The organism is Burkholderia sp. BCC0044, from assembly GCF_902832955.1.
In the GTDB taxonomy this organism is placed as follows: domain Bacteria; phylum Pseudomonadota; class Gammaproteobacteria; order Burkholderiales; family Burkholderiaceae; genus Burkholderia.
Genome location: NZ_CADFDO010000004.1, coordinates 1014369 through 1040574, shown reverse-complemented (window position 1 = coordinate 1040574; position 26206 = coordinate 1014369). Strand labels below are relative to the sequence as shown.

Sequence of the window (26206 nt, the reverse complement as noted above, 5' to 3'; positions counted from 1 at the left end):
ATGGACATCCGGAAGATGGTCGGCAACGGGCCGGGTATCGGGGACACGGCCGCTCCGCCGAGCGCGGGCAATGACGGCGGCAACGCGTCCCACATGTTCACCAAGTTGCTGGTCGCGCAGATCAAGAATCAGGATCCGCTGGCACCGATGGAAGCCGGCCAGTTCGTGACGCAATTTGCGCAGATGAGCCAGGTGGAAGCGATGCAGACGCTGGCCAACCTGGGCAGCACCGCGGCGGCCATGCAGGAAAGCATGCTGGTCGTGACGCTCGGCTCGCAGGTTGGATCGCTGGTACGCGTGCGTGCGGATGCGGTCGAACTGAACGACACCGTGGTCAAGGGCGGCTTCACGCTCGAATCCTCGGCGTCGTCGGTCGACGTGATCCTGACGGGGCCGGACGGCACCGAGCACACGATTGCGCTCGGTGCGCGGCAGGCGGGCGACGTCGATGTCGACCTCGATCCCGACGCGCACGGTTTGCCGCCTGGCCGCTATGCGCTGCGCGTGGTCGCCGATTCCGGCGAAAAGCCCGGCATCGAACTGACCGGCGAACTGCAAGGCGTGCGGGTGGGCGCGGCAGGTCGCGTGATCCTGGCGGTCGCCGGCGTCGGCGATGCGGACACCACGGACATCACCCGTTTCCTGGGCCGCCCGAACGCGGCCGTCACGCCGCCCGACGCGACGCGGCCCCAGATTCTCCCCATTTCGAAGAGGTTCCAGTCATGAGTTTCAACATTGCGCTTGCCGGCATCAACGCCATCAACGGCCAGCTCAACCAGATCAGCAACAACATCGCGAACAGCGGCACGCTCGGTTTCAAGTCGGGGCGGACCAACTTCGCGTCGAACTACATCGACGCGATGCCGTCGGGGGTGGCGATCGGCTCGACGTCGCAATCGATGGATACCACCGGCAACCTGATGACGACCGGCCGCGGCCTGGACGCCGCCATCGCGGGCAAGGGATTCTTCGTCTCGCGCGATACCGACGGTTCGATGGTGTATTCGCGCGCCGGGGTGTTTGGCACCGACGCGAACGGCAACGTGGTCGATGTCATGGGCCGTGCCGTGCAGGGCTACGGCACGGACGGCACGCTGGGCGGCCTCGCGGTGCCCACGGGCGCGATTCCCGCGCAGGCCAGCAGCGCGCTCGACTATGCCGGCAACATGTCCGCCGACTGGGCGGCGCCGATGGTGTCGCCGTTCGACAAGGGCAATCCACAATCGTACAACGGCATGTCGGCCGCCACCGTGACGGATTCGCTCGGCCGCGAGCACACCGTCACGCAGTATTTCGTGAAGGGCAACGGCAACGACATGCAGGTCTATTACGTGATGGACGGCGAATCGGTCGGTCGGCCCGCTCATCTGAGCTTCGACGACACCGGCAACATGACCGCGCCGCTCGACACGGTGCAACTCGACCTCGGCACGCCGAAGGGCGCCGCCCCGATGTCGATCTCCATCAGCTACGCGGGGACGACGATGTTCGGCGGCGAACGGACCACGGCCAGGAATCGTGCGGATGGCTACAAGGCTGGCACCGTGACCGGTGTGTCGCTGGCCGCGGACGGGTCGATCGAGGTGCAGTACAGCAACGGCAAGAAGCTGTCTGCCGGCCAACTGGCCGTCGCGACGTTCCGGAACGAAAACGGCCTGGTGCCGGTAGCCGGATCCGCGTGGCAGGCAAGCGCCGCCACGGGCGAGCCGCTGTTCGGTACGCCGGGTGTCGGCATGGCCGGCAAGCTGGCCGTTGGCGCGGTCGAGCAGTCGAACGTCGACATGACGGCCGAACTCGTGAGCCTGATGGGCGCACAGCAGAACTACCAGGCCAACTCCAAGGTGTTGTCGACCGAAAACGAAATGATGCGCACGCTGATGCAGGCGCTGTAACGCGATGGACAACTTTCTCTACACCGCGATGACGGGCGCCGAGCATTCGCTGCGGGCGCTCGAAGTCCGGGCCAACAATCTCGCCAACGCGCAGACCAGCGGCTTCCGTGCCGATCTGGCCAGCGTGACGAGCGAAGCGGCCAGGGGGTATGGCTACGACTCGCGCTACCACGCGGCGCTCACGTCCACGCGCGTGACCCACACGCCGGGCAGGGTGAGCGAAACGGGGCGCACGCTGGACGTGGCCATCGACGGTGCCGGCTATCTGGCGGTGGAGACCGGCCGAGGCGTGGCCTACACGCGCGCCGGGTCGCTCCAGCTGGACGGTGACGGCGCGCTCACGTTGAACGGCAACACCGTGCTGGGCGACGGCGGCCCGATCGTGCTGCCGGAACATGATGCGCTGACGATCGGCGCGGACGGCACGATTTCCGTCGTGATGGCGGGCGAGAAGGGCGTGCAGGACGCAGGCCGCTTATTGCTGGTGAATCCCGAGCCGGCGGACCTGACGAAGGACGAGCGGGGCTTGATCGTGTCGCGTACCGGCGCCGAATACGCGTCCGACGGCAGCGTGACGATCAACGGTGGTCACCTGGAAACCAGCAACGTCTCGGCCGTCGAGGAAATGATGCAGACGATGTCGCTCACGCGTTCGTTCGAAATGCAGATGAAGCTCTACAAGGTCGCCGACGAAATGGCCGATGCCGGAAACCGGCTCATCCGCGGGTAGGCGGCCGGGCGCGTCGCCATTCAAACGAATCAATTCTCACCAAGGGGCAACCATGAATCATGCGATGTGGATCAGCAAGACGGGCATCCAGGCTCAGGACGCGAAACTGCAGGCAATTGCCAACAACCTCGCCAACGTGAACACGGTCGGCTTCAAGCGCGATCGTGCCGTATTCGAAGACCTGTTCTATCGCGCCGAGCGACAGCCCGGCGCCCAGGTGTCGGACAACGCTACCGGGCCGGGCGTGCAGCTCGGCAACGGCACGCGCATCGCCGGCACGCAGAAGGTGTTCACCACCGGCGCGCTGCAGGATACCGGTCAGACACTGGACGTGGCGATCGCCGGCAACGGGTTTCTGCAGGTCGAAATGCCGAACGGCGAAGTGGGCTACACGCGCGCCGGCCAGTTGCGCCTGAACGACCAGGGCCGTCTGACCAATACGCAGGGCCTCCCCCTCGTCCCGGGCATCGATATTCCGCCCGAGGCGACCGCCATCACCATCGGCGAGAACGGCGTGGTGTCCGTCACCACGGGAGCCGGCACGGCGCCGGCCGAGGTCGGTCAGCTTCAGCTGGCACAGTTCGTCAACCCGGCCGGTCTGCTGGCCCTGGGCGACAACCTGTATGCCGAAACCGCCGCCAGCGGCGCGCCGACTGAAGGGGAAGCCGGACGCAACGGCATCGGCGCCATCAAGCAAGGCGCGCTGGAAGGTTCCAATGTGCTGGCCGTGGAGGAAATGGTCGAGATGATCGCCGCGCAGCGCACCTACGAGATGAATACCAAAGTGCTGTCGGCTGCCGACAACATGATGCAGTACCTGTCGCAGGCGGCGCGTTGATGAAGGCCGTGCGCTTGCTGCCGACGTGCGGTGCGCTGATCGTGCTGGCCGGTTGCGCGACCGGTCCGTTCGATCGGCAACTGCCGGACTTCGAAGACCATATGCCCGATACCGCATTCGATATCCGTCGCGGCACGGCGGGCGGCGTGCTGGTGCCGGACCAGGCCTGGTCGCTCACGTCGGACGTGCGCGCGTTTCGTGCGGGCGATGTGCTGACGGTCGATCTCGAAGAATCCACTCAGGCCAGCAAGAAGAGCGGCACGCAGGTCGGCAAGGACAGCAGCCTGAGCGCGAAGAAGCCGTCGCTGTTCGGCAGGACGCTGCCGATTGAAGCCGAGCTCGGTGCGAAGAGCGGGTTCAACGGCTCGGGCGCCAGCTCGCAGCAAAACACGCTGCGCGGCTCGGTCACGGTGGTGGTGCAGCGTGTCATGCCCAACGGTTTGCTGCAGGTACGCGGGGAGAAGCGGCTCGTGCTCAACCAGGGCGAAGAAAACGTGCGCCTGGCAGGTTACGTGCGCGCCACCGATATCGATTCGACCAACCGTGTGTCGTCGCAACGCGTGGCGAATGCGCGGATCACCTACGCGGGCCGCGGTTCGCTCGCGGATGCCAGCCAGCCCGGCTTGCTTACCCGATTCTTCAACAGCCCCTGGATGCCGTTCTGACCCGGCGGACGCCAACAGACCGATCCCGGGCGCTGCCCGCTCGACCACAGGAAGACACGATGAAACCGAACCGACTCGCACGCCTTGCCGCCGCCCTGGCCATCGTCACGGGTGTCGCGTTTGCCGCCGCCAGCGCCGCCTGCGCGCAGACCGTCGGCAGCCTGGTCGACGTGGAAGGCGTGCGCGAGAACGCGCTCGTCGGCTACGGCATCGTGGTCGGACTGGCCGGATCGGGCGACGGCACCCAGGCCAGATACACGACGCAATCGCTGACGAACATGCTCAAGCAGTTCGGTACGCGACTGCCTGAAAACGTGAACCTGCGCTCGCGCAACGCCGCCGCCGTGATGGTGAGCGCGACGTTCCCGCCTGGGTACCGCCGCGGTCAGAAAGTGGACGTGACCGTCTCGTCGCTGGGCGATGCCAAGAGCCTGCGCGGCGGCACGCTGCTGATGACGCCGCTGCGCGCGGCCGACGGCGAGGTCTATGCGCTTTCGCAAGGCAACCTGGTGATTCCGGGCCTGAATCTGCAGGTGCGCAGCGGCTCGAGCATTACCGTCAACACGCCCACCACAGGCCGGATTCCGAAGGGCGCGACGATCGAGCGGGAGATCGCCACCGACTTCGCCGATACGCCCACCGTGCGCCTGAATCTCAAGCGTCCGGACTTTCAGGCGGCCGCGAAGATCGTCGACGCCATCAACGCCGCGCTTGGCGGCGACGTCGCCCGCACGGCGGACGCCACCTCGGTCGACGTGACCGCCCCGCAGGTGCCGAGCCAGCGCGTGGCGTTCGTGGCGCGCCTCAAGGGGCTGAAGGTCGACCCGGTGGCAGAGGTGCCGCGCATCGTCTTTAACTCGCGAACCGGCACGGTCGTTATCAGTCAGGGGGTGACGGTCAAACCGGCGGTTGTCTCGCACGGCTCGCTGAAGGTGACGATTGCAGAAGGAACGATGGTCAGTCAGCCGAACGAATTTTCCAACGGCAGAACGGTGGTCGCACCCGTCAGCGACATCGCGGTTGCGCAGACCGGCGGCAATGCCTTCCAGTGGAAGGCGGGGGCAAACCTCCAGGCGATCGTCGATACGATCAACCGGACCGGTGCAACCCCCGACGACTTGATGGCCATCCTGCAAGCCCTGTCCGAGGCCGGCGCGCTGACGGGCGAGCTGGTGGTGATCTGACGAGGTGCCCGCCGTGATGTCCGAACCCCGCTACCTGCTGCATGCACCGAACGGCGCGGACAGGACTGACGCGATCAAGCTGGCGGAACCGGCCTGCCGCAAGCGCGTGGAAGAGGCTGCCGTGAAGTTCGAAGGCCTGTTCGTCGCGCAGTTGCTGAACGAAATGAAAAAGGCAACCGATGCGCTCAAGAGCGACAGCGGTTCGACCGATCGTTCGAGCGACGCAATGCTCGACTACGCCAATCGCGCGGTGGCCGATGCCATTGCGCGGCAGCGCGGCTTCGGCATTGCCGACACGCTGGTTGAGCAGATGCTGCCGCCCGAGGGTGCGCCGTCCAAAGACAGGCGAACCGAGTCTTCATCGCCGTATTTTTCGCATACTGGAACTCCATCATGAATATCACTCGAATCGGCCTGTCCGGTGCGCTTGCGGCGCGAGCGGCGCTCGATACGTCGGCGCGCAACACGGCCAACCTGCAGACCGCGGGCTATACGCGCCAAGGCGTATTGCTGACCTCGCGCGTGGGCGGTGGCGTCGACGTCAACTCCGTGATTCGCTTTGGCGACCACTACAAGACGCAGCAAAAATGGGCCGCTCACGGGGCGGTCGGTCAACACGGCGCAGCTCAACCGTATTTCCGCCAGCTGGAGGAAGTGATGGGCCTGGAAGACGGCAGCGTCAAATCTTCAATGGACAAGTTTTTCGGTGCGCTGGACGAGGTCAGCGCCGATGTGACCAACTCCGCGCTGCGCCAGCAGGTGCTGATGGCCGCCGGCGGCATGGCGACGAGCTTCAATAACCTGCAGCAGATGATGCGCGGTCAGCTCGACACGCTGCGTCAGCAGAGCGCGGCCGCGGCGGAGCAGATCAACGGCCTGTCCCGAACGATTGCCGACCTGAACCGTCTCGTCGCCGATGCGCAAGCCACTGGCGGTGCGCCGTCCGAACTGATCGACCAGCGTGACCACGCGATCGACCAGCTCGCGGCACTGGCCGATATCCGAACCGTGCGTCAGCCCGACGGCACCCTGGACGTGAGCCTTGCTGGCGGCACGCCGCTGGTGGCGAGCAACCAGATCGGCAAGATCGGCGTGGACACACGGGCCGACGGCACGTTTGCCGTCAGGCTGGAACTGGGCGGTACGCAGTATCCGCTGGACGGCGCCAAGGTGGGCGGCTCGTTGGGCGGCTTGGCGACGTTCGCCCGCGATACGTTGCTGCCGCAGATGGAAGCCGTCCGCGCGCTGGCCAGTGAAATTGCGGACAGCGTCAATCGGCAGCTCACCGCCGGTTTCGACATGAAAGGCTCACCGGGCGCCGCGCTGTTCACGTTCGATTCTGCGACAGGCCGCCTGGCGGTCAACGAGATGAAGCCCGAGGCGCTCGGCTTTTCCGGCGATCGAACAGCGTCAGGCAACAGCGACAACCTGCTCAAGCTGATCGGGTTGCGTACCTTGCGTATCGAACTGCCCGGCTTTGGCGAGACGTCGCTGGGCGATGCGTACACGCTGCTGGTTGGCAAGCTCGGGGCCCAGAGCCAGCAGAACCAGTCGAATCTGGCGATGGCCGCCGATGTCCGTCGGCAGTCCGAAGCGGCCTGGCTCGAGCTGTCAGGGGTCAGCATGGATGAAGAGGCAGTCAATGTTTCCGAGGCGAGGCAGGTCTATGCGGCCAACATGAAAGTCATTTCCGTCGCGAAGGAGCTGTTCGACGCGACGATCCACGCATTCTGAGGAGCGCGCCATGCGTATCGCCAGCCAACATTTCGGCAACACCATGATCGCGACGCTGCGCGCGTCGAACAGCAAGGCCGCCGATCTTTCCACCAAGATGTCCACGGGGCAGCGTGTGCAGCGCGCGTCGGATGATCCGATCGCGACGGTGCAACTGCTGCTGCTCCAGCGTGACACAGCCGTGCTCCAGCGCTATCGGAAGAACATCGACACGTTGTCGGTGCGCCTACAGAAGAACGAGGCGCATCTCGAAGGTATCCTCGAGACGACGATGTTCGCGCACGATTCGTTGCTGGCCGCCGCCGACGGCAGCCATAGTGCCGCCGACCTGAATGCGCTGGCCGGACCGCTGCGCACGCTGCTCGACAACCTGAAGCATGCAGCCAACGCGAAGGATGGCGATGGCAACTACCTGTTCTCGGGCACGCAGACGGACACGGCGCCTGTCGCCTACGACCCGGCCGCACCTGCCGGCAGCCGCTACGCGTACGCCGGCAATCGCGAACGGCAACAGGTGGTGATCGGTCACGGCGTCACGCAGACCGCCAACGTCACGGTCGACCATCTGGCAGACGTGCTGAACAAGCTCGAAGTGGCGGTGGTTGCGATGGAGAAACCCGACGTCGATCCAGGCCATCCGGCTGTGCGGGCCGTTCTGACAGAGGCGCTGGACACGGTCAAGAGCAACGGCATCGATGCGTCGAGCGCGAAGATTGCGCAACTGGGCGGCGCCCGGAATACGCTGGACCTGGTGAACGAAAACCACGAGGCACAGCTTGTCGCAAACGGGCAAGCGGCCAGTCTGGTCGGAGAGCTGGACTTTGCCGAGGCGATGGACCAGTTCAACAACTACGTCACGGCGATAAAGGGCTCGTACCAGATTTACGGGCGCATGAAGCAGTTGTCGCTGTTCGACGCCATCTGAGTTCGCGCTCATGAAGACGCAATCTGCAATACGTGTTCCCGGCCAGCTGACCGCCCGGCGTGACGACGCACACGCCGCTGGCCGCGTGCGGGGTGGAGCCGGTACGAACGTGGCTGCCCTGCCGGCTGCGATGTCGCCGACCGGTCCACAGGTATTGGCGCGGTCTGCCAGGGCTGCCCGAGCCGTGCGCGCACCGGGCGCCACGACGGCCTTTACCGCGCGCCACGCGCAACTGAATGCGGAGGTCACGGCCGCGCAGCGCACACGGGTGTTCGTCGAAGCGGCGACCGGACAATTGCGCGCGTTGAAGGGGGCGATCGGTGCGATGCTGAGTGGTGCCGGGCATGGCGTTCACGACACCGCTGCGCGCATCGAGACGTTCGACGCACTTTGGCGCGACCGTACGGCACTGACGGGCGGCGTTCTGGATGCGCAGTTGACGGTGCGTCCGGCAGCCGATGCCGTTCGCACGTTTCGCATTCGTGCGCTGGATGTCGAGCAATGGTGCGGTGGCGGTGCGGAAACGCTCGTGTTTCATCCCGCCGGTCTGGGCAAGCAGTCGGTATCCATCGGCTTTGACGATGCACCGCTCGACGCGGCCGCCTTGGCTCGCCGGCTCGACCGCGCACTGGCCGCGACGGGCGTGCGCGCGTCGCTCGCGGAGAACGGACAGGTGGACTTTATCGTGCCGGAATCTCGCTGGCCCGACGTGCGTGATCATCTGCTGGTGCAGGGTGGGGGGAAGCGTTTCCCCGGGGGCGGGCCCAGCCGCGCCCAAGCTGATGCCGTATCGGAAGCCGTGGATCCTGCTCGCTGGCAACTGGTCGATCGTGCGTCGCAGCGCGCGGCATTGCGCGACGTGGTGCGCGCGCTCGACGGTCTGGCGCAGGCGGATCGCACGCTGCGCGCGCAGCTCGACACGGCAGGTCAGCGAGTGCGCGGCAATACTGACGAGCTTGCCGATGCAGAGGCGTCCCGCGTCATTCATTCCATATCGGGTGCGTTGACCGGGCCGGCCGATTTCAACGTGCTCGCGGTCGTGACTTCGACGCTGTCCGGGTTGAGTCGTGCCAGGGTCGAAACACTGCTCAGGATGTGAAGGAAAGCGATACGCCGATTCCACGGCGTTGATTTTGTTATTTCCGCCACCCTCTGACGGACGTGCCGCCGTTGCGGCCGGGATGGCTGATGCGATTCAGGTCGAGCTGCAGGGACAGATGTCGAGCTTCGTGGCGAGGACGATCGGTGTGAACAATTCGCCGACGAAGAATGCATGGCAGACGCAAACGACCGTGAACATGAAGGACGGCGAGGTGATTTTGCCCCGGTGGGTTGCCGCGCTTTGTCGACGGTCCGAGTGCATCGAAGGGGCGTACGGAAGCGCCGTTGGTGGCGAGGGCGAGGTTACATTTTGGCGTTTCCAGTCACGAAGGTCACCATATTGTTGTCACCGCCATCTTCGCAACGCTTACCGATATCCTTCAACGTAGGCGTCGCCGAAATCGTCTGATTATTGATATTGATATGCGCCCACCCTGCATTCGCAAGCTTGAGGACGAGCTGTTGGCAAGCATCGGCAGGCACCTTGTGATAGTCGATATAGACGTTTCTTCCGCTTTGTGCCGAACCGAGCACCACATCGCCCCCCCATATGTTCGAGATCTTGTTGTCCTTTACGGACATGTTGGTCGGAATAGCCTTGAATTTGATTGCAACTGCGTTGGTAATTCCCTTGTAACCGCCATAACTATTGAGGCTGTCCAGTTGTGTTCGCAATTGCACTAGGTTCGCAGCCTCTTCTGTGATCTCCGACGCGCGGAATAGCTTGCCGATGCCTGCGGCTGCCGCTGCCAGTATGACGATGCCAACGATCATTACGACCAGCGTTTCAATCAAGGTAAAGCCTTTCTGTGCCTTGCCCCGAGATATTGACCTGCTTGTAAGAATTTTCGATTTCTTCATTGGTAATCTATAAAAATAATAGACAGCGGGACTGGTGAATTGTGATAAATATTTGACATGGTGAAAATCAGTCAATGATTAAAATGGCATCGGCCAATGCCTCATTTTTTATTGTGCGGATAGATTTTTTCCTAGGGGGATGTGGCTGACGTGGCGACGGAATTAAGCATCGAGCGTTAGGCGTGTCTGGTCGTGCGTCGAGCGATGTAGAGCGACGGTGTGGCGACGAAGTGCATCCGACTCTCGCGCGACCGGCCGAACCGAGTAGAGGTCTTGCGGATGCGCTTTGCGCAGGCGAAGTAGGGGCGGCTTCGGCAATGCGGCAAAGTTCTTACTTTTTTTGGATACCGGAAATCTAGCCCTAAGCCATGCTGGAAGTGATCGATTGCCAGGTGGGGCTTCGTCGCTTCTACTTGTTAGTGCCTATATAGTGTTCCGGCGAGTCGACGCGAGTCTCGTTCCAGGGGGCCGGTACGGCAGACCTTGCGGGTATTGGCTCGCGGCGCGGACGTGATCCAAAGATAAACGAAATGTGATCACTCTCCGCCGCAAAATTTTGCACAATGACGGCAGCGCGGCCTCCTGCCGCGATTCGACCCGGGCCGATTGCCCGTCGACCACCGTTATCGAACCCCGCTCCGACGTGCCGCCGCCCACCGCCATGGACCAACCGAAACGCATCCTGATCGTCGAGGACGACGCCGATATCGCCGACGTGCTGAGCCTGCACCTGCGCGACGAGCGCTACGAGGTCGTGCACAGCGCGGACGGCGCCGAAGGATTGCGCCTGCTCGAACAGGGCAACTGGGACGCGCTGATCCTCGACCTGATGCTGCCGGGCGTCGACGGCCTCGAAATCTGCCGGCGCGCGCGGGCGATGACGCGCTATACGCCGATCATCATCACGAGCGCGCGGTCGAGCGAGGTGCACCGGATCCTCGGCCTCGAACTCGGCGCCGACGATTACCTCGCGAAACCGTTCTCGGTGCTCGAACTCGTTGCGCGCGTGAAGGCGCTGCTGCGGCGCGTCGATGCGCTCGCGCGCGATTCGCGGATCGACGCGGGCACGCTCGACGTCGCGGGGCTCGCGATCGACCCGATCGCGCGCGAGGCGAGCGTCGACGGCGCACGCATCGACCTCACGCCGCGCGAATTCGACCTGCTGTATTTCTTCGCGCGGCATCCGGGCAAGGTGTTCTCGCGGATGGATCTGCTGAACGCCGTATGGGGCTACCAGCACGAAGGCTACGAACACACGGTCAACACCCACATCAACCGGCTGCGCGCGAAGATCGAGGCCGATCCGGCCGAGCCCGTGCGGATCCTCACCGTGTGGGGGCGCGGCTACAAGCTCGCCGCGCCGGGCCAGCGGGACGCATGATGAAGCTCACGCTCACCCGGCGGCTGTCGCTCGCGTTCTCGATCCTGCTGCTCGCGTGCTCGGGCGCGTCGGCGTGGCTGCAGATCCGCGCGAACGACATGCGCGAGAAGGAAGTCGTGCAGGCGCTGTCGCGCGACCTGGCCGCCAACATCGCGAGCAGTGCGCCGCTGATGGACGCGAACGGGCTGCGCCCCGACGCCGTGCGCACGCTGTTCGGCCAGTTGATGGGCGTGAACCCGAGCGTCGAGGTGTACCTGCTCGACAACGCGGGGCGCATCAAGGGCGACGACGCGCCGCCCGGTCACGTGAAGCGCAACCGCGTCGATCTCGCGCCCGTGCAGCGCTTCATCGCGGGCCAGCCGCTGCCGATCCTCGGCGACGATCCGCGCAGCCCGGACGCGCGCAAGGTGTTCAGCGCCGCGCCGCTGCAGCGCGCGGGGCAGCCGCCGTCGGGCTACATCTACGTGGTGCTGCTCGGCGAGGCGCATGACCGGCTCGCCGCGCGCGTCGACGCCGGTAACGTGCTGCGCACGACGCTGTGGTCGATGGCGATCGTCGCGCTGCTCGGCCTGCTCGCGGGCCTCGTCGCATTCAGCTTCATCACGCGCCCGCTGCGCCGGCTGACGGCCGCGATGCGCGCCTTCGACGCGAACGGTGCGCCCGGCGCGCCGGGTACGTCCGACACGCCGCCGCCGGTGCTGCGCTTGCCGTCGGGCGGCCGCGGCGACGACATCGCGGTGCTCGAATCCGCGTTCGCGCAGATGGCCGACCGGATCGGCGACCAGTGGCGCGCCCTGACGCGCCAGGACCAGCAGCGGCGCGAACTGATCACGAACATCTCGCACGACCTGCGCACGCCGCTCACGTCGCTGCACGGTTATCTGGAGACGCTGTCGCTGAAGGCCGACACGCTGGCCGAGCCGGAACGGCGGCGCTACCTGTCGATCGCGCTCGCGCAGAGCGCGAAGGTCGGGCGGCTCGCGCAGGCGCTGTTCGAGCTCGCGCGGCTCGAATCGGGCGGCGTGCAGGCCGAGCGCGAACCGTTCTCGCTCGTCGATCTCGTGCAGGACGTGTTCCAGAAATTCGAGCTGGCCGCGCAATCGCGCGGCGTCGCGCTGCATGCGCGGATTCCGCCGCGCGTGCCGGTCGTGTCGGCCGATCTCGGGATGATCGAGCGCGTGCTGACCAACCTGCTCGACAACGCGCTGCGGCACACGCCTGCGCACGGCGAGGTCGAGATCGCGCTGGCGCCGCAGGGCGACCGCGTGATCGTGACCGTGTCGGATACCGGCGAAGGGATTCCGGCGGCGCGGCGCGAAGGGCTGTTCCAGCGGCCGCAGCGGCCGATGAGCGGCGGCATGGCGACGAGCGGCGGGCTCGGCCTGTTGATCGTGCACCGGATGCTGGCGCTCAACGGCAGCGGCATCCGGCTCGTCGACCGGCCCGGGCGCGGCGCGGTGTTCGAGTTTGCGCTGGCGGTCGCGGCGCCGGTGGCGGGCGACGCACGCTGAGCGCCGGCGGCGGCGTTATCCGCCGCGCTTGCGCCGCACGTCGGTCGGCGTCGTGCCGGTCCAGCGCTTGAACGCGTGGCGGAATCCCACCGCATCGCTGAAGCCGAGCGTCAGCGCGATGTCCTCGGTGCTGAGCGTGGTCGTGCTCAGGTAGTCGATCGCGAGCGCCTTGCGCACGCTCGTCAGCAGTTCGCTGTACGACGTGCCTTCGGCTTCGAGCTTGCGGCGCAGCGTGCGCGACGTCATGCACAGGATCTCGGCGATCGCGTCGATGTCCGGGAATTGTCCCGGCGTGCGGGTGAGTTCCTCGTAGACGCGTCGCGTGATGCCCGACTGGCTGCGCAATTCGTCGAGCAACTGCGCGCAGTGCGACGACACCTGCGCGGCGGTGATCGGATTCGCGAGCTGCGGCGCGCGCGTGAGCCATGCCGCCGGATAGCTGAGCACGTGATGCGGCTGGTCGAACGCGATCGGGCATTCGAGCGCGTCGGCCAGCAGCGCCGCGTGCGGCGGCCGCGGCTGCGCGAACTGCGCGCGCGCCGGCACGCACCATCCGCCCATCACGTCCTTGATGATCGTCACGTGCAGCGCGAACTGCATGTCGATCAGGAAGCGGTACAGCGGCTCGTCGAGATCGGGCAGCGCGACTTCATGGCGATCCGGAAACAGCCACGACGCGGTGTCGCCGTGTTCGACCCAGCGGATCGGCAGCATGCCGTTCGCGAGCCGGTGATATTTGACGGCCGAATCGAACGCGCGCGCGAGCGATTCCGAGCACAGCAGCGCGTAGCCGTACATCCCGTAGCTCGACGCGCGCAGCCGGCGGCCGACGCGCACGCCGAGGTCGGTGCCGTCGTACCGGCCGACCGCGTTGCGCGCGGCCGTCAGGAACTGCAGCGGCGACGTGAGGGTGAACGGGTCCGCGACGTCGGCCGGCGCGAGGCCGGTGCCGGCGAGCACCGTCGCCGGGTCGAGGCCGGCCTGCGCGGCCACGTCGACCAGCACGGCCAGCTTGGCCGGCGTGAAGCGCTGTTCGCGCAACGCGGGGGCGGAAGCGGCGTCCGGCAGCCGGGCGGGACCGGCGTCGGTCGGTTTCAAGAGCGCACTGCGCGGCATGACGGGATCCTGCGTCCGAATCGATATCGTTGACGGCACGCAATTCTGCTCGGGAACGGTCCCATCCGCCACCGGGTTCACCCTGATACGGGCCCGCGCCGCACCGCATCAGCCGGCGTCGAAGACGCGTGCCTGCCACGCGAACGGTTTCGCGAGCCGGCACCACGTGTCGATCTGCGCCAGCGGTCAGCCCCGATCGCCCGGATGCGCGCGCAGGATCGCGTCAGCGAACTCGACGAAGCCGCTGCCGCCCGGGCCTTGCGTGATCCATCGCGGCAGCGCGGGCAACTGCGGCAGATACTCGACCACGGTGCTCATGCCGGCCGTATGCGCGAAATAGCCGAACATCGGCGCGTCGTTGGTGGAGTCGCCCGAATAGGCGACGCAACCGGGCGCGGCGCCGGCATCGACGCCGAACGTGTCCGCCAGCACGCGCAGCGACATCGACAGCTTGTCGTACCCGCCGACCCAGCCGATCACCCACAGGTTGTTGATGGTCGCGTCCGCGCCGGCCTCGACCAGCGCATCGAGTATCCGGTCGTCCTGGTCGCCGCCGCTGCGGGCGTACGCGAGCGACGTCAGGCGGAAGTCCTGGTCGTCCGCGTGGCGAGCGGCGGGGACGGCCTTCGCGACATGCTGCGCGATGCGCCGGAGCGCGTCGCGCGCGCCGTCGAGCGCATCGTCCGCATGCCAGTAACGGCGTTCGGCGCCGTGCCCGTCCGCGCCGCGCCGGATGAAGAGCCCGCCGTTCTCCGCGATCACGCCGTCGACCGGCCACATCCGCGCCATCTGGTCGCACCAGCCGGCCGGCGCGGCGGTGACCGGGATCACGCGGATGCCGCGCGCTTGCAGCCGCTCGAGCGCCGCATAGGTCTGCGCGGCCAGGCGGCCGCGATGGGTCAGGGTCTCGTCCATGTCGGTCAGCACGAATCGAACGGACGAGAAGGTGTCGGCGGGGGCCAGGGCGAGCGGCTGCATGGTCTCGGCGAATGAGGGACGGTCGTCGATTATGAGGAACGGCGCCACGCCGCGCCATGCCGCTTGCTGCTTTGCAATTCGCGCCCTGGAATATGCGCGTGGCGGCGTCCCGCGGAGTGGCGTGCACAAGCGAGCGTACGCGGGTGTCCGTTTCGATCATGTTTTCGGCCGCCCGGATCATTTGCAAAGCGCGTCGCGCGGGCGATAGTCGCCGGTCAGGCGGCGGCCCGCGTCCTTCGGCCGTGCAGGCCGCCGTGCGAGCGGTACGCAGGCTGGCGTGCCGTCCCCAGAGGAGTGAGACATGACGAAGAGACACTGGACCGGGTCGTATGGCTCGATCCCCGCCGAGATCGACGCCGATCGCCATCCTTCCATCAGCGCGCTGCTGGACGACGCGATGCACCGCTTCGCCGATCGTCCGGCGTTCCATGCGTTCGGCCGCACGCTCACCTATGCCGACGTCGAGCGCCTGTCGACCGCGCTGGCCGCGTATCTGCAGCAGGTCGTCGGCGTGCGCAAGGGCGATCGCGTGGCCGTGATGCTGCCCAACGTGCTCGCGTTTCCGGTCGTGTTCGTCGCCGTCGCGAAGATCGGCGCGGTTCAGGTCAACGTGAATCCGCACTACACCGCGCGCGAACTCGAGCATCAGCTCAACGACGCGGGCGTCGAGGTGGCGGTCGTCTGCGGCGGGTCGATGGGCACGTTCGCGGACGTGGTCGGCGGCACGCGCGTGCGCACCGTGCTGAGCGTGGGGCGTGAGGATCTCGGCGTCGTCGATGCGCCGGCCGGCACGTGCGACGCGCTGCCGCCCGGTTCGACCGCGCTCGCGCAAGCCCTCGCCGCCGGCGCATCGCTCGCGTGCGAGCCGGTCGCGCTGAGCGGCGCGGACCTGTTGCTGCTGCAATACACGGGCGGCACGACCGGCCTGTCGAAGGGCGCGGCGCTGTCGCATCGCAATCTCGTCGCGAACATCGCGCAGTTCGCGGCGATCGTGCCGGATGCGCGCCAGCCGGGCGAAGAGGTCGTCGTCACGGCGATCCCGCTGTATCACATCTTCGCGCTGACGGTGAATTTCCTGTCCTACTTCGCGATCGGCGCGCAGAACTGGCTCGTCGCGAACCCGCGCGACATGGACCGGTTCGTCGACGTGCTGAAGGCCGCGCGGCCGACGGTGTTCGTCGGCGTGAACACGCTGTACGCGGGGCTCGCCGGCCATCCGCGCCTGAAGGAGGTCGACTGGTCGCGGCTGAAGCTGTCGGCCGGCGGCGGGGCCGCGGTGATCGACGTGATCTCGTCGCGCTGGAAGGCGGTGACGGGCAATTTCATCCGCGAAGGCTACGGGCTGTCGGAAACGTCGCCGGTCGTGTCGTTCAACCCGCAGTCGATCGACCGGTTCACGGGCACCACGGGCCTGCCGCTGCCGTCGACCGACGTGAAGCTGCTCGACGAGCAGGATCGCGAGGTGGCGATCGGCGAAGCGGGCGAGATCTGCGTGAAGGGGCCGCAGGTGATGAGCGGCTACTGGCAGAAGCCGGACGAGAATGCGGCCGCGTTCACCGCGGACGGCTACTTCCGCACCGGCGACGTCGGCGTGTTCGACGCGGCCGGCTTCCTGCGGATCGTCGACCGCAAGAAGGACATGATCATCGTGTCGGGCTTCAACGTGTATCCGAACGAGGTGGAAGCGGTCGCGACCGCGCTGCCGGGCGTCGCCGAATGCGCGTGCATCGGCGTGCCGGACCCGCGCACGGGCGAGGCCGTCAAGCTGTTCGTGGTGCTCGCGCCGGACGCCGACGTGACGGAGGAACAGCTCGTCGCGCATTGCCGCGCGAGCCTGGCCGCGTACAAGGTGCCGAAGCTCGTGCGCTTCGTCGACCGGCTGCCGAAGTCGACGGTCGGCAAGATCCTGCGCCGGGAACTCAGCCGCACCGACTGATGACGGCGTCGCGCCGCACGGCCGCGGCTGCGCGGCCCGGTGCGCGGACAACCCCGAAGGTGGCGCGCGGGCCGCTCAAGTACAATGCGCTCGGTTCGATCGACGGGGACGCGATGACCGGCTCTGATTCACTTTCCGCCCGGCCCGGGCGTGCGCTGCCTTCGCCGAGCGCGACGGTGCCGATCTCGCTCGTCAACGGCTTTCTCGCGAGCGCGGGCGTGCAGCGCGACGTGGTCGAGCGCTACCTGCGCGGCGCCGGCATTCCGATCGAGCTGCTCGGCGAGCCGCATGCGCGCGTGACGGAGGAGCAGTTCTCGACGCTGTACCGCACGCTCGCGATCGACCTCGACGACGAGATGCCCGGCATCTTCTCGCGCCCGCTGCGCGGCGGCACGCTGAAGTACCTGTGCCTGAGCCTGCTCGATGCGCGCAACCTCGAAACGGCGCTGCATCGTTTCGGGCAATTCTTCCATATCCTGCTCGACGATTTCTTCGTCGAATCGAAGCGCGACGAGATCGTCGCGCAGGTGCTGCTGCGCCCGAACGACGCGATGGGCCCGCTCGGCGCGCTCGGCCAGGAGCTGATGCTCAAGCTCGTGCACGGCGTGTGCTCCTGGCTGATCGGGCAGAAGATCCCGCTGCTGCAGATCGAGTTCGCGTGCCCGCGGCCGCGCCATGCGGTCGATCATCTGTACTTCTTCACCGGCGCCGTGCAGTTCGACCGCGAGCGCACGCTGATGCGTTTCAGCGCCGATTACCTCGACGCGCCGATCCGGCAGAGCAAGCGCAACCTGCGCAAGTTCCTCGCGCGCGCGCCGGGCGACTGGATCTTCGAATCGTTCAGCGAACAGCTCGTGTGCCATCGGGTGCGGCAGTACCTGTCGGCGGCGCTGCCGGACCTGCCCGCGATCGATCAGGCGGCCGAGCACCTGCATTGTTCGGTGCGTACGCTGAGCCGCCACCTGGCCGCCGAAGGGACGACGTTCCAGGTGCTGAAGGACGAGCTGCGGCGCGATATCGCGATCCAGCGGCTGACCGACACGCCCGACACGATTGCGGCGATCGGCGCCGATATCGGCTTCGACGATCCGAGCGCGTTTCATCGCGCATTCCGGCACTGGACGGGGAGTACGCCGGGGACGTACCGGCGCCGCGCGTGACGTGACGGGCGGCCGTGCGTCGCGGGTTCGCGGATCGAATCCCATAACCGGCTCCTTTGCGGTTTTCACGGCCGGTTTTTCAGAGGACACTCCCATAAGCGGCTCCCTTTGCTACTTTGAGCCGGGTAGGCGCGCGAGCGCCCGGGCGTTTTTTTGGGGCGCGTTACCGCGATTGCCGATACGGACCAACCGGACGCCGACGCCCGTCCGACGGGCTTCGCCGCCGCGCGCGAGGGGCGCGGGCGGCGCGCGCCGTGGCCGATTTTGTCACCATGTGGGCCGGATATGACAATGAAAATCCGCACCCCCGGCGTTAGGATGGCCCATCACGTCGCCCCGCGCTGACCGGTTTTGCCGCATCAGTCCCCGTGGCGCCCCTATTCACCGCCTGATTGGAACATCGACCATGAGCTATAACGCCCCCGTCAAGGACATGCTGTTCGTGCTGAAGGAACTCGCGGGCATCGACACCGTTGCGCAGTTGCCCGGCTTCGAGGATGCGGGTTACGACACGGCGCAGGCCGTGCTCGACGAATCCGCGAAATTCTGCGGCGAGGTGCTGGCGCCGCTGAACGTCGAAGGCGACCGCAACCCGAGCAGCTGGAAGGACGGCGTCGTGACCGCGACGCCGGGCTTCGGCGAAGCGTTCCGCCAGTTCGTCGAAGGCGGCTGGCAGGGGCTGCAGCATCCGTCCGAATACGACGGCCAGGGGCTGCCGAAGCTGATCGCGACGCCGTGCATCGAGATGCTGAACGCGTCGAACCTGTCGTTCGCGCTGTGTCCGCTGCTGACCGACGGCGCGATCGAAGCGCTGCTGACGGCCGGCACCGACGAGCAGAAGCAGCGCTACGTGCCGAAGCTGATCTCGGGCGAATGGACCGGCACGATGAACCTGACGGAGCCGCAGGCGGGCTCCGACCTCGCGCTGGTGCGTTCGCGCGCGGAACCGCAGGGCGACGGCACGTACAAGGTGTTCGGCACCAAGATCTTCATCACGTGGGGCGAGCACGACATGGCGGACAACATCGTCCACCTGGTGCTGGCGCGCACGCCGAACGCGCCGGAAGGCGTGAAGGGCATTTCGCTGTTCATCGTGCCGAAGTTCCTGGTCAACGAAGACGGCTCGCTCGGCGCGCGCAACGACGTGCACTGCGTGTCGATCGAGCACAAGCTCGGGATCAAGGCGAGCCCGACCGCGGTGCTGCAATACGGCGACCACGGCGGTGCGATCGGCTACCTGATCGGCGAAGAGAATCGCGGCCTCGAATACATGTTCATCATGATGAACGCGGCGCGCTTCGGCGTCGGGATGCAGGGGATCGGCGTGGCCGACCGCGCGTACCAGAAGGCCGCCGAATTCGCGAAGGAGCGCGTGCAGAGCCGCCCGGTCGACGGCTCGGCCAAGCAGTCGGTGACGATCATTCATCACCCGGACGTGCGCCGGATGCTGGGCACGATGCGTGCGCTGACCGAAGGCGCGCGGGCGCTCGCGTATGTGGCCGCCGCGCACAGCGACATTGCGCACCGCCATCCGGACGAGGCGACGCGCGCGCGTCATCAGGCGATCTACGAATATCTGGTGCCGGTCGTGAAGGGCTGGAGCACGGAGATGGTGAACGACGTGGCGAGCCTCGGCGTGCAGGTGCACGGCGGGATGGGCTTCATCGAGGAAACCGGCGCGGCGCAGTACTACCGCGATGCGCGGATCCTCGCGATCTACGAAGGCACGACCGCGATCCAGGCGAACGACCTGGTCGGCCGCAAGACGCTGCGCGACGGCGGCGCGGTCGCGAAGGCGCTGATCGCGGAGATCGGCGACACGGTCGCGGCGCTCGGCAAGATCGACGGCGCGGCGGCTGCATCGATGAAGGCGCAGCTGGAGAAGGGCGCACGGTCGCTGTCGTCGGTGGTCGACTACGTGCTGGCGAACGCGAAGCAGGACCCGAACGCGGTGTTCGCAGGCAGCGTGCCGTACCTGAAGCTCGCGGGCGTCGTGCTGTGCGGCTGGCAGATGGCGCGCGCGCTGCTGGCGGCGCACGCGAACCGCGCGAGCGACGTCGCGTTCTTCGACGCGAAGATCGCGATCGCGCAATGCTATGCGGAGCACGTGCTCGTTCAGGCGAGTGCGCTCGAAGCCTCGATCGTCGGCGCGAAGGGCAACGAGAGCGTGCTCGCGTTGACGGAAGACCAGTTCTGACCGGCTGACGGTCGGGACGCAGCAGGAGACAGGATTTTGACCACACAGGACTTGCTCGCGCAATACGGCCCGCGCGAATCGATGGAATACGACGTCGTGATCGTCGGCGGCGGCCCGGCCGGGCTGTCTGCCGCGATCCGGCTCAAGCAGCTGGCCGCCGAGAAAGGCACCGAGATCGGCGTGTGCGTGCTGGAGAAGGGTTCCGAGATCGGCGCGCACATCCTGTCGGGCGCGGTGATGGACCCGCGCGCGATCACCGAGCTGTTTCCCGACTGGAAGGAACGCGGCGCGCCGCTCGACGTCGAGGTGAGCGAAGACCGCTTCCTGTTCCTGTCCGAGAAAAGCGCCGTCACGACGCCGAACTGGGCGTTGCCCGACAACTTCAAGAATCACGGCAACTACGTGATCTCGCTGGGCAACGTCACGCGTTGGCTCGGCCAGCAGGCGGAAGCCCTGGGCGTCGAGATCTTCCCGGGCTTCCCGGCCGCGGAGATCCTCTACAACGACGACGGTTCCGTGAAGGGCGTCGCGACCGGCAACATGGGCGTGGGCAAGGACGGCGAGCCGACCGAGAACTTCCAGCTCGGCATGGAGCTGCACGCGAAGTACACGCTGTTCGCCGAAGGCTGCCGCGGCCATCTCGGCCGTCAGCTGATTTCGAAGTTCAAGCTCGACGCGAACGCCGATCCGCAGGCGTACGGGATCGGCATCAAGGAACTGTGGGAAATCGATCCCGCGAAGCACAAGCCGGGCCTCGTGATTCACACGGCCGGCTGGCCGCTGAAGTCCGATACCTACGGCGGCTCGTTCCTGTATCACATGGACAACAACCAGGTCGTGGTCGGCTTCGTGGTGGGCTTGGGCTACACGAACCCGTACCTGTCGCCGTTCGAGGAATTCCAGCGCTACAAGACGCATCCGTCGATCCGTGCATTCCTCGAAGGCGGCAAGCGCGTGTCGTACGGCGCGCGGGCGATCACGGCCGGCGGCCTGCTGTCGCTGCCGAAGACGGTGTTCCCGGGCGGCGCGCTGATCGGCGACGACGCGGGCTTCCTGAACGCATCGCGGATCAAGGGCAGCCACGCGGCGATCAAGACCGGCATGCTGGCGGCCGACGCCGCATTCGACGCGGTGCAGGCCGGCCGTCAGTCGGACGAACTGAACGCCTATCCGGACGCGTTCAAGCAATCGTGGCTGTACACGGAGCTGTACCGTGCGCGCAACTTCAAGCAGTGGATGGCCAAGGGCCTGTACCTGGGCACGCTGATGGTCGGGCTGGAGCAGAAGGTGATGGGCGGCAACGTGCCGTGGACGCTGCATCATCAGCACGCGGATCACGAGATGCTGAAGCCGGCGTCGCAGTGCGAGCCGATCGAATATCCGAAGCCGGACGGCAAGCTGACGTTCGACCGGCTGTCGTCGGTGTTCATCTCGAACACGAACCACGAGGAGAACCAGCCGGCGCACCTGACGTTGAAGGACGCGAACGTGCCGGTGAACGTGAACCTGCGCACGTATGCGGGGCCGGAGGCGCGCTTCTGCCCGGCGGCCGTGTACGAGTTCGTGAAGAACGACGACGGCGGCGAGCGCCTGGTGATCAACGCGCAGAACTGCGTGCACTGCAAGACCTGCGACATCAAGGACCCGACGCAGAACATCGTGTGGGTCACGCCCGAAGGCGGCGGCGGGCCGAATTACCCGAACATGTAACGCAACGCATCCCCGCGCCCGCGGGCGCGAACGAACCGGAGTAAGACGATGAGCAATGCAGCGAAGGAAGTCGTGGTGGTGAGCGGTGTCCGTACCGCGATCGGTGATTTCGGCGGCAGCCTGAAGGATTTCTCGCCGACCGACCTCGGTGCGAAGGTGGTCGCCGAAGTGCTGTCGCGAGCGAACGTGCCGGGCGATGCGGTCGGCCATGTCGTGTTCGGCCACGTCGTGAACACCGAGCCGAAGGACATGTATCTCGCACGCGTCGCGGCGATCAACGGCGGCGTCGCGCAGCACACGCCGGCGCTGACCGTGAACCGCCTGTGCGGCTCGGGCCTGCAGGCGATCGTGTCGGCCGCGCAGACGATCATGCTCGGCGATGCCGACGTCGCGATCGGCGGCGGCTCGGAGAACATGAGCCGTGCGCCGTTCAGCGTGCCGTCCGCGCGTTTCGGCCAGCGCATGGGCGACGCGAAGCTCGTCGACATGATGCTCGGCGCGCTGCACGACCCGTTCCAGACGATCCACATGGGCGTGACGGCCGAGAACGTCGCGAAGAAATACGGCATCTCGCGTGAAGCGCAGGATGCGCTGGCGCTCGAATCGCATCGTCGCGCGGCGCGCGCGATCGCCGAAGGCCGCTTCAAGGACCAGATCCTGCCGATCTCGATCCGCACGAAGAAGGGCGAAGTCGCGTTCGACACCGACGAGCACGTGCGGCACGACGCCGGCTCCGACGATTTCACGAAGCTCAAGCCGGTGTTCGTGAAGGAGAACGGCACCGTGACGGCCGGCAACGCATCGGGCATCAACGATGCGGCCGCGGCCGTGCTGATGATGAGCGCGGACGCCGCGCGCGCGCAGGGCGTGAAGCCGCTTGCCCGCCTCGTCGCGTATGCGCATGCGGGCGTCGATCCGGCATACATGGGCATCGGCCCGGTGCCGGCCACGCAGAAGGCGCTCGAGCGTGCGGGCCTGAAGATCACCGATCTCGACGTGATCGAAGCCAACGAAGCGTTCGCCGCACAGGCCTGCGCGGTCACGCAGGAGCTGGGCCTCGATCCCGCGAAGGTCAACCCGAACGGCTCGGGCATCTCGCTCGGTCACCCGATCGGCGCGACCGGCGCGCTGATCACGGTGAAGGCGCTGTACGAGCTGAAGCGCATCGGCGGGCGTTACGCGCTCGTGACGATGTGTATCGGCGGCGGCCAGGGGATTGCGGCGATCTTCGAGAACATCTGATAATCGACCGCTCAGCATCCGAATACACAGGAATCGTCATGGCCATCGAAACCGTCGGCGTCGTGGGCGCCGGAACCATGGGTAACGGCATTGCGCAAACCGCCGCCGTTGCAGGACTGAACGTCGTGATGATCGACGTCAGCGACGCCGCGCTCGACAAGGGCCTCGCGACGCTGAAGGGCAGCCTCGAGCGGCTCGTGTCGAAGGACAAGCTCGACGCGGCCGCACGCGATGCGGCGCTCGCGCGCATCACGACGTCGACCGACTACGCGAAGCTCGCCGCCGTCGACATCGTGATCGAAGCCGCGACCGAGAACGTCGAGCTGAAGGGCCGCATCCTGAAGCAGATCGAGGCCGTCGCGCGCGCGGACGCGATCATCGCGACCAACACGTCGTCGATCTCGATCACCGCGCTCGCGGCGCCGCTCGCCGATCCGTCGCGTTTTCTCGGCATGCACTTCTTCAACCCGGTGCCGCTGATGCCGCTCGTCGAGATCATCCGCGGGCTGCAGACGAGCGACGCGACCGCGTCGGCCGTGCGTGAGTTGACCGAGCGTTTCGACAAGTCGCCGATCGGCGTGCGCAATTCGCCGGGCTTCGTCGTGAACCGGATCCTGGTGCCGATGATCAACGAAGCGTTCTTCGTGCTGGCCGAAGGGATCGCGTCGGCCGAGGAGATCGACGCGGGGATGAAGCTCGGCGCGAACCACCCGATCGGGCCGCTCGCGCTGGCCGACCTCGTGGGCCTCGACGTGTGCCTCGCGGTGATGGACGTGTTCGTGAAGGACTTCGGCGATCCGAAGTATCGCGCGTGCCCGCTGCTGCGCGAGATGGTGTCGGCAGGCAGGCTCGGGCGCAAGACCGGGCGTGGGGTGTACGACTACAGCAAGTAAGCGGCGATTCATGCCACTTCGCGCGGCCGCCTTCGGGCGGCCGCGTGCTTTGTGCGGCGCGCACGGCGCGATTACGCGTCGAGTACCGACAGGTCGCGCGGCAGCGCACGCTTGAACATCGCGAGAATCTGCCGCGCCGCCTTCGGCGGCAGCGTGATCGCATGGCGGACGGCCGCCGCGATCTGGATCATCATCAGCTCGGCGAATGCGCTGCGCTGCGCGCGGGTCGTGTCGGGCGCGACTTGCGCCAACGCATCCGCGAACATCCCGGCCAGGAACGCGCCATCCGCGCGGTCCAGTTCCTGCAGCGCGCGATCGGCCTGCGTCGCGCGCCAGATGTCGCGCATCAGCGGCTCGTCGACGAACATCCGGTAGTAGCTGTCCGTGATGCGCGCGAGCGTGCCGTGCAGATCGTCGAGCGTCTTCATCGTGGCGAGATCGCGCCGCACGCAGTCGTGCCCGGCTGCGTTGTAGCGCTCCGCGAGCGTGCCGATCACCGCGGCCTTGTCCGGAAAGTACTGATACAGCGAACCGAACGAGATGCCCGTGCGTTCGACGATGTCGCTCATCCGGAACGCGTCGCAGCCTTTCTCGATCATCACTTCCGACGCGCACGCGAGGATGCGCTCGAACCGCTCGCGGCTGCGCTGTTGCGTCGGCACCAGCCGCGCGCGTGCCGGCGCGTCCGCTGCCGCCGCGTCGGGCTCGTCGTCCCGCCCCGATTTTTGTCGGCCCATGCCGTCTCCCGAAAAACTTGACGTTGCTAATGCGAGAGTCTATCGTGTTTTTGAAATACGAGACATTCTCGTGTTTTTGACAAAAGGAGACGCACATGTCGGCACTTCCCATCCTCATCGTCGGCGGTTCGGGCAAGACGGGCGCCCGCGTCGATGCCCGGCTGCGCGCGCGCGGCGTCGCGACGCGGCCGGTGTCGCGCACGTCGGCCGTCCGCTTCGACTGGACGGCGCCCGCGACCTGGTGCGCCGCGCTCGACGGCGTGTCGGCCGCCTATGTGACCTACCAGCCCGACCTGGCCGTCGAAGGGGCGGTGGACGCGATTGCCGGATTCGCGCGGCTCGCGCGGGACAGCGGCGTCGAGCGCGTGGTGCTGCTGTCCGGGCGCGGCGAGCCGCGTGCGCAGGCGGCCGAGGCCGTGTTGCAGGCGTCGGGCGTGGGCTGGGGTGTCGTGCGGGCAAGCTGGTTCAACCAGAATTTCTCCGAAGGCTATCTGCTCGACGGCGTGCTGGCCGGCGAAGTTGCGCTGCCGGCCGGCGCGGTGCGCGAGCCGTTCGTCGATGCGGACGACATCGCCGATGTAGCCGTGGCCGCGCTCACCGATGCGCGGTTCGCGAACCGCGTGATCGAGGTCACGGGGCCGCGGGCGCTTACATTTGCCGAAGCGGTCGGTGAAATCGCGCGGGCCGCCGGGCGACCGATCGCCTATCGCGAGATTCCGCGCGATGCGTTCGTCGCGGGCTTGCGCGAGGTCGGTGTGCCGGAGCCGGTCGTCGTGCTGCTCGACGACCTGTTCGACGGGGTGCTCGACGGACGCAACAGCGCGGTGGCGTATGGCATCGAAGAGACGCTCGGGCGGCCGGCGCGCGATTTCGCCGACTATGCGCGTGCAACAGCCGCCACCGGCGTATGGAGCGCCCGATCATGATCGCGTTCGTGACTTCCGCGTTGCTGTGGGGTTCGGCCGTCGGCTGCGGGTTGATGGCCGGCGTGTACTTCGCGTTCTCGACGTTCGTGATGACGTCGCTCGGCCGGCTCGCGCCGCCGGCCGGCGCGGCCGCGATGAACGCGATCAACGTCGACATCGTGCGTTCGCCGTTCATGCCGCTGTTCCTCGGCACGACGCTGACGGCGCTCGCGCTTGTCGTGATCGCATTGTTCAATCGCGACCAGCCGGGCGCGATGGCGGCGGTCGCGGGCGGCGTGCTCTATGTGTTCGGCATGTTCGCGGTGACGATGGCCGTCAACGTACCGCTCAACGATGCGCTCGCCGCGGCCGATCCGGCGAGCGTGCAAGGCGCGGCACTGTGGGCGCGCTACGTGCACGACTGGACGAAGTGGAATCACGTGCGCACGGTGGCGTCGGCGGCTGCAAGCGTGTGCTTCATTGCGGGGATCGCGGCGCGGTAGCGCCGTC

Annotated in this window: 24 protein-coding genes; 20 read left to right on the top strand and 4 right to left on the bottom strand. The window is 66.8% G+C overall.

The window, feature by feature from the left end; genetic code table 11:
* Window positions 1-15 precede the first annotated feature (15 nt).
* The 10 genes from HWX14_RS27425 to HWX14_RS27380 all read left to right on the top strand — a co-directional run bounded on the left by HWX14_RS27425 (window position 16) and on the right by HWX14_RS27380 (window position 9067).
* The gene (locus HWX14_RS27425; protein WP_244130353.1) at window positions 16-726 is read left to right on the top strand and encodes a flagellar hook capping FlgD N-terminal domain-containing protein; all 711 of its coding nucleotides are present in this window, start codon (window positions 16-18) and stop codon (window positions 724-726) included.
* Entirely contained in the window at window positions 723-1892 is a 1170-nt protein-coding gene (locus HWX14_RS27420; protein ID WP_175885452.1) for a flagellar hook-basal body complex protein, read from the top strand. Before HWX14_RS27425 ends, HWX14_RS27420 begins: the two co-directional genes overlap by 4 nt.
* A gap of 4 nt (window positions 1893-1896) precedes the next feature.
* Complete coding sequence (locus HWX14_RS27415; RefSeq protein ID WP_175885451.1) at window positions 1897-2622, top strand: flagellar basal body rod protein FlgF; 726 nt, start codon at window positions 1897-1899, stop codon at window positions 2620-2622.
* A 52-nt stretch (window positions 2623-2674) separates the two neighbouring features.
* Window positions 2675-3460 (top strand): flagellar basal-body rod protein FlgG, encoded by a 786-nt coding sequence (gene flgG, locus HWX14_RS27410; protein WP_175885450.1) that lies wholly within the window; start codon window positions 2675-2677, stop codon window positions 3458-3460.
* Window positions 3460-4125 (top strand): flagellar basal body L-ring protein FlgH, encoded by a 666-nt coding sequence (gene flgH / locus HWX14_RS27405; protein WP_175885449.1) that lies wholly within the window; start codon window positions 3460-3462, stop codon window positions 4123-4125. The genes flgG and flgH overlap by 1 nt, the downstream gene beginning before the upstream one ends.
* Window positions 4126-4184: 59 nt before the next feature.
* A complete protein-coding gene (locus HWX14_RS27400) occupies window positions 4185-5309 on the top strand; it encodes a flagellar basal body P-ring protein FlgI (RefSeq protein WP_175885448.1) in 1125 nt (374 codons plus the stop codon).
* Between the two features lie 16 nt (window positions 5310-5325).
* The gene (locus HWX14_RS27395; protein WP_175885447.1) at window positions 5326-5706 is read left to right on the top strand and encodes a flagellar biosynthesis protein FlgJ; all 381 of its coding nucleotides are present in this window, start codon (window positions 5326-5328) and stop codon (window positions 5704-5706) included.
* Window positions 5703-7043 carry a flagellar hook-associated protein FlgK gene (gene flgK, locus HWX14_RS27390; RefSeq protein ID WP_175885446.1) on the top strand — a complete coding sequence of 447 codons (1341 nt, stop codon included), beginning with the start codon at window positions 5703-5705 and terminating at the stop codon, window positions 7041-7043. The genes HWX14_RS27395 and flgK overlap by 4 nt, the downstream gene beginning before the upstream one ends.
* A 10-nt stretch (window positions 7044-7053) precedes the next feature.
* Window positions 7054-7968: a flagellar hook-associated protein FlgL gene (gene flgL, locus HWX14_RS27385; RefSeq protein WP_175885445.1), complete on the top strand. Its 915-nt coding sequence runs from the start codon at window positions 7054-7056 to the stop codon at window positions 7966-7968.
* Window positions 7969-8077: 109 nt separating this feature from the next.
* Complete coding sequence (locus tag HWX14_RS27380; protein WP_175885444.1) at window positions 8078-9067, top strand: hypothetical protein; 990 nt, start codon at window positions 8078-8080, stop codon at window positions 9065-9067.
* 305 nt (window positions 9068-9372) lie between these two features.
* On the opposite strand, the gene HWX14_RS27375 is transcribed toward HWX14_RS27380, so the two are convergent.
* Window positions 9373-9930 carry a type 4 pilus major pilin gene (locus HWX14_RS27375; protein WP_175885443.1) on the bottom strand — a complete coding sequence of 186 codons (558 nt, stop codon included), beginning with the start codon at window positions 9928-9930 and terminating at the stop codon, window positions 9373-9375.
* Between the two features lie 661 nt (window positions 9931-10591).
* Here HWX14_RS27375 and HWX14_RS27370 point away from each other — a divergent pair.
* Both HWX14_RS27370 and HWX14_RS27365 read left to right on the top strand, forming a co-directional pair.
* The gene (locus HWX14_RS27370; RefSeq protein ID WP_050016036.1) at window positions 10592-11311 is read left to right on the top strand and encodes a response regulator transcription factor; all 720 of its coding nucleotides are present in this window, start codon (window positions 10592-10594) and stop codon (window positions 11309-11311) included.
* On the top strand, window positions 11311-12822 hold the full coding sequence (locus HWX14_RS27365) for a HAMP domain-containing sensor histidine kinase (protein ID WP_175885442.1): 1512 nt from the start codon (window positions 11311-11313) through the stop codon (window positions 12820-12822). Before HWX14_RS27370 ends, HWX14_RS27365 begins: the two co-directional genes overlap by 1 nt.
* Window positions 12823-12837: 15 nt before the next feature.
* On the opposite strand, the gene HWX14_RS27360 is transcribed toward HWX14_RS27365, so the two are convergent.
* A complete protein-coding gene (locus HWX14_RS27360; RefSeq protein WP_175885441.1) occupies window positions 12838-13938 on the bottom strand; it encodes an AraC family transcriptional regulator in 1101 nt (366 codons plus the stop codon).
* A 186-nt stretch (window positions 13939-14124) separates the two neighbouring features.
* Window positions 14125-14916 (bottom strand): HAD-IIB family hydrolase, encoded by a 792-nt coding sequence (locus tag HWX14_RS27355; RefSeq protein WP_175885440.1) that lies wholly within the window; start codon window positions 14914-14916, stop codon window positions 14125-14127.
* Window positions 14917-15217: 301 nt separating this feature from the next.
* Between HWX14_RS27355 and HWX14_RS27350 the strand changes: the two genes are divergently transcribed.
* From HWX14_RS27350 to HWX14_RS27325, 6 genes are all read left to right on the top strand, one after another.
* Window positions 15218-16852, top strand: a complete 1635-nt coding sequence (locus tag HWX14_RS27350) for an AMP-binding protein (RefSeq protein WP_175885439.1) — start codon at window positions 15218-15220, stop codon at window positions 16850-16852.
* Window positions 16852-18012: an AraC family transcriptional regulator gene (locus tag HWX14_RS27345; protein WP_175885438.1), complete on the top strand. Its 1161-nt coding sequence runs from the start codon at window positions 16852-16854 to the stop codon at window positions 18010-18012. Before HWX14_RS27350 ends, HWX14_RS27345 begins: the two co-directional genes overlap by 1 nt.
* Window positions 18013-18418: 406 nt before the next feature.
* A complete protein-coding gene (locus HWX14_RS27340) occupies window positions 18419-20209 on the top strand; it encodes an acyl-CoA dehydrogenase (protein WP_175885437.1) in 1791 nt (596 codons plus the stop codon).
* A 36-nt stretch (window positions 20210-20245) separates the two neighbouring features.
* Window positions 20246-21919, top strand: a complete 1674-nt coding sequence (locus HWX14_RS27335) for an electron transfer flavoprotein-ubiquinone oxidoreductase (RefSeq protein ID WP_175885436.1) — start codon at window positions 20246-20248, stop codon at window positions 21917-21919.
* Between the two features lie 48 nt (window positions 21920-21967).
* Window positions 21968-23161, top strand: a complete 1194-nt coding sequence (gene bktB, locus HWX14_RS27330; RefSeq protein WP_175885435.1) for a beta-ketothiolase BktB — start codon at window positions 21968-21970, stop codon at window positions 23159-23161.
* A 38-nt stretch (window positions 23162-23199) separates the two neighbouring features.
* Window positions 23200-24054, top strand: a complete 855-nt coding sequence (locus tag HWX14_RS27325) for a 3-hydroxybutyryl-CoA dehydrogenase (protein ID WP_175885434.1) — start codon at window positions 23200-23202, stop codon at window positions 24052-24054.
* A gap of 71 nt (window positions 24055-24125) precedes the next feature.
* Here the strand turns inward: HWX14_RS27325 and HWX14_RS27320 are convergent, their stop codons facing one another.
* The gene (locus tag HWX14_RS27320; protein ID WP_175885433.1) at window positions 24126-24791 is read right to left on the bottom strand and encodes a TetR/AcrR family transcriptional regulator; all 666 of its coding nucleotides are present in this window, start codon (window positions 24789-24791) and stop codon (window positions 24126-24128) included.
* A gap of 95 nt (window positions 24792-24886) precedes the next feature.
* On the opposite strand from HWX14_RS27320, the gene HWX14_RS27315 reads away from it, so the two are divergent.
* Together HWX14_RS27315 and HWX14_RS27310 are read left to right on the top strand one after the other, a co-directional pair.
* The gene (locus HWX14_RS27315) at window positions 24887-25717 is read left to right on the top strand and encodes an NmrA family transcriptional regulator (protein ID WP_175885432.1); all 831 of its coding nucleotides are present in this window, start codon (window positions 24887-24889) and stop codon (window positions 25715-25717) included.
* A complete protein-coding gene (locus HWX14_RS27310; protein WP_175885431.1) occupies window positions 25714-26199 on the top strand; it encodes an anthrone oxygenase family protein in 486 nt (161 codons plus the stop codon). Before HWX14_RS27315 ends, HWX14_RS27310 begins: the two co-directional genes overlap by 4 nt.
* Window positions 26200-26206: the final 7 nt, after the last annotated feature.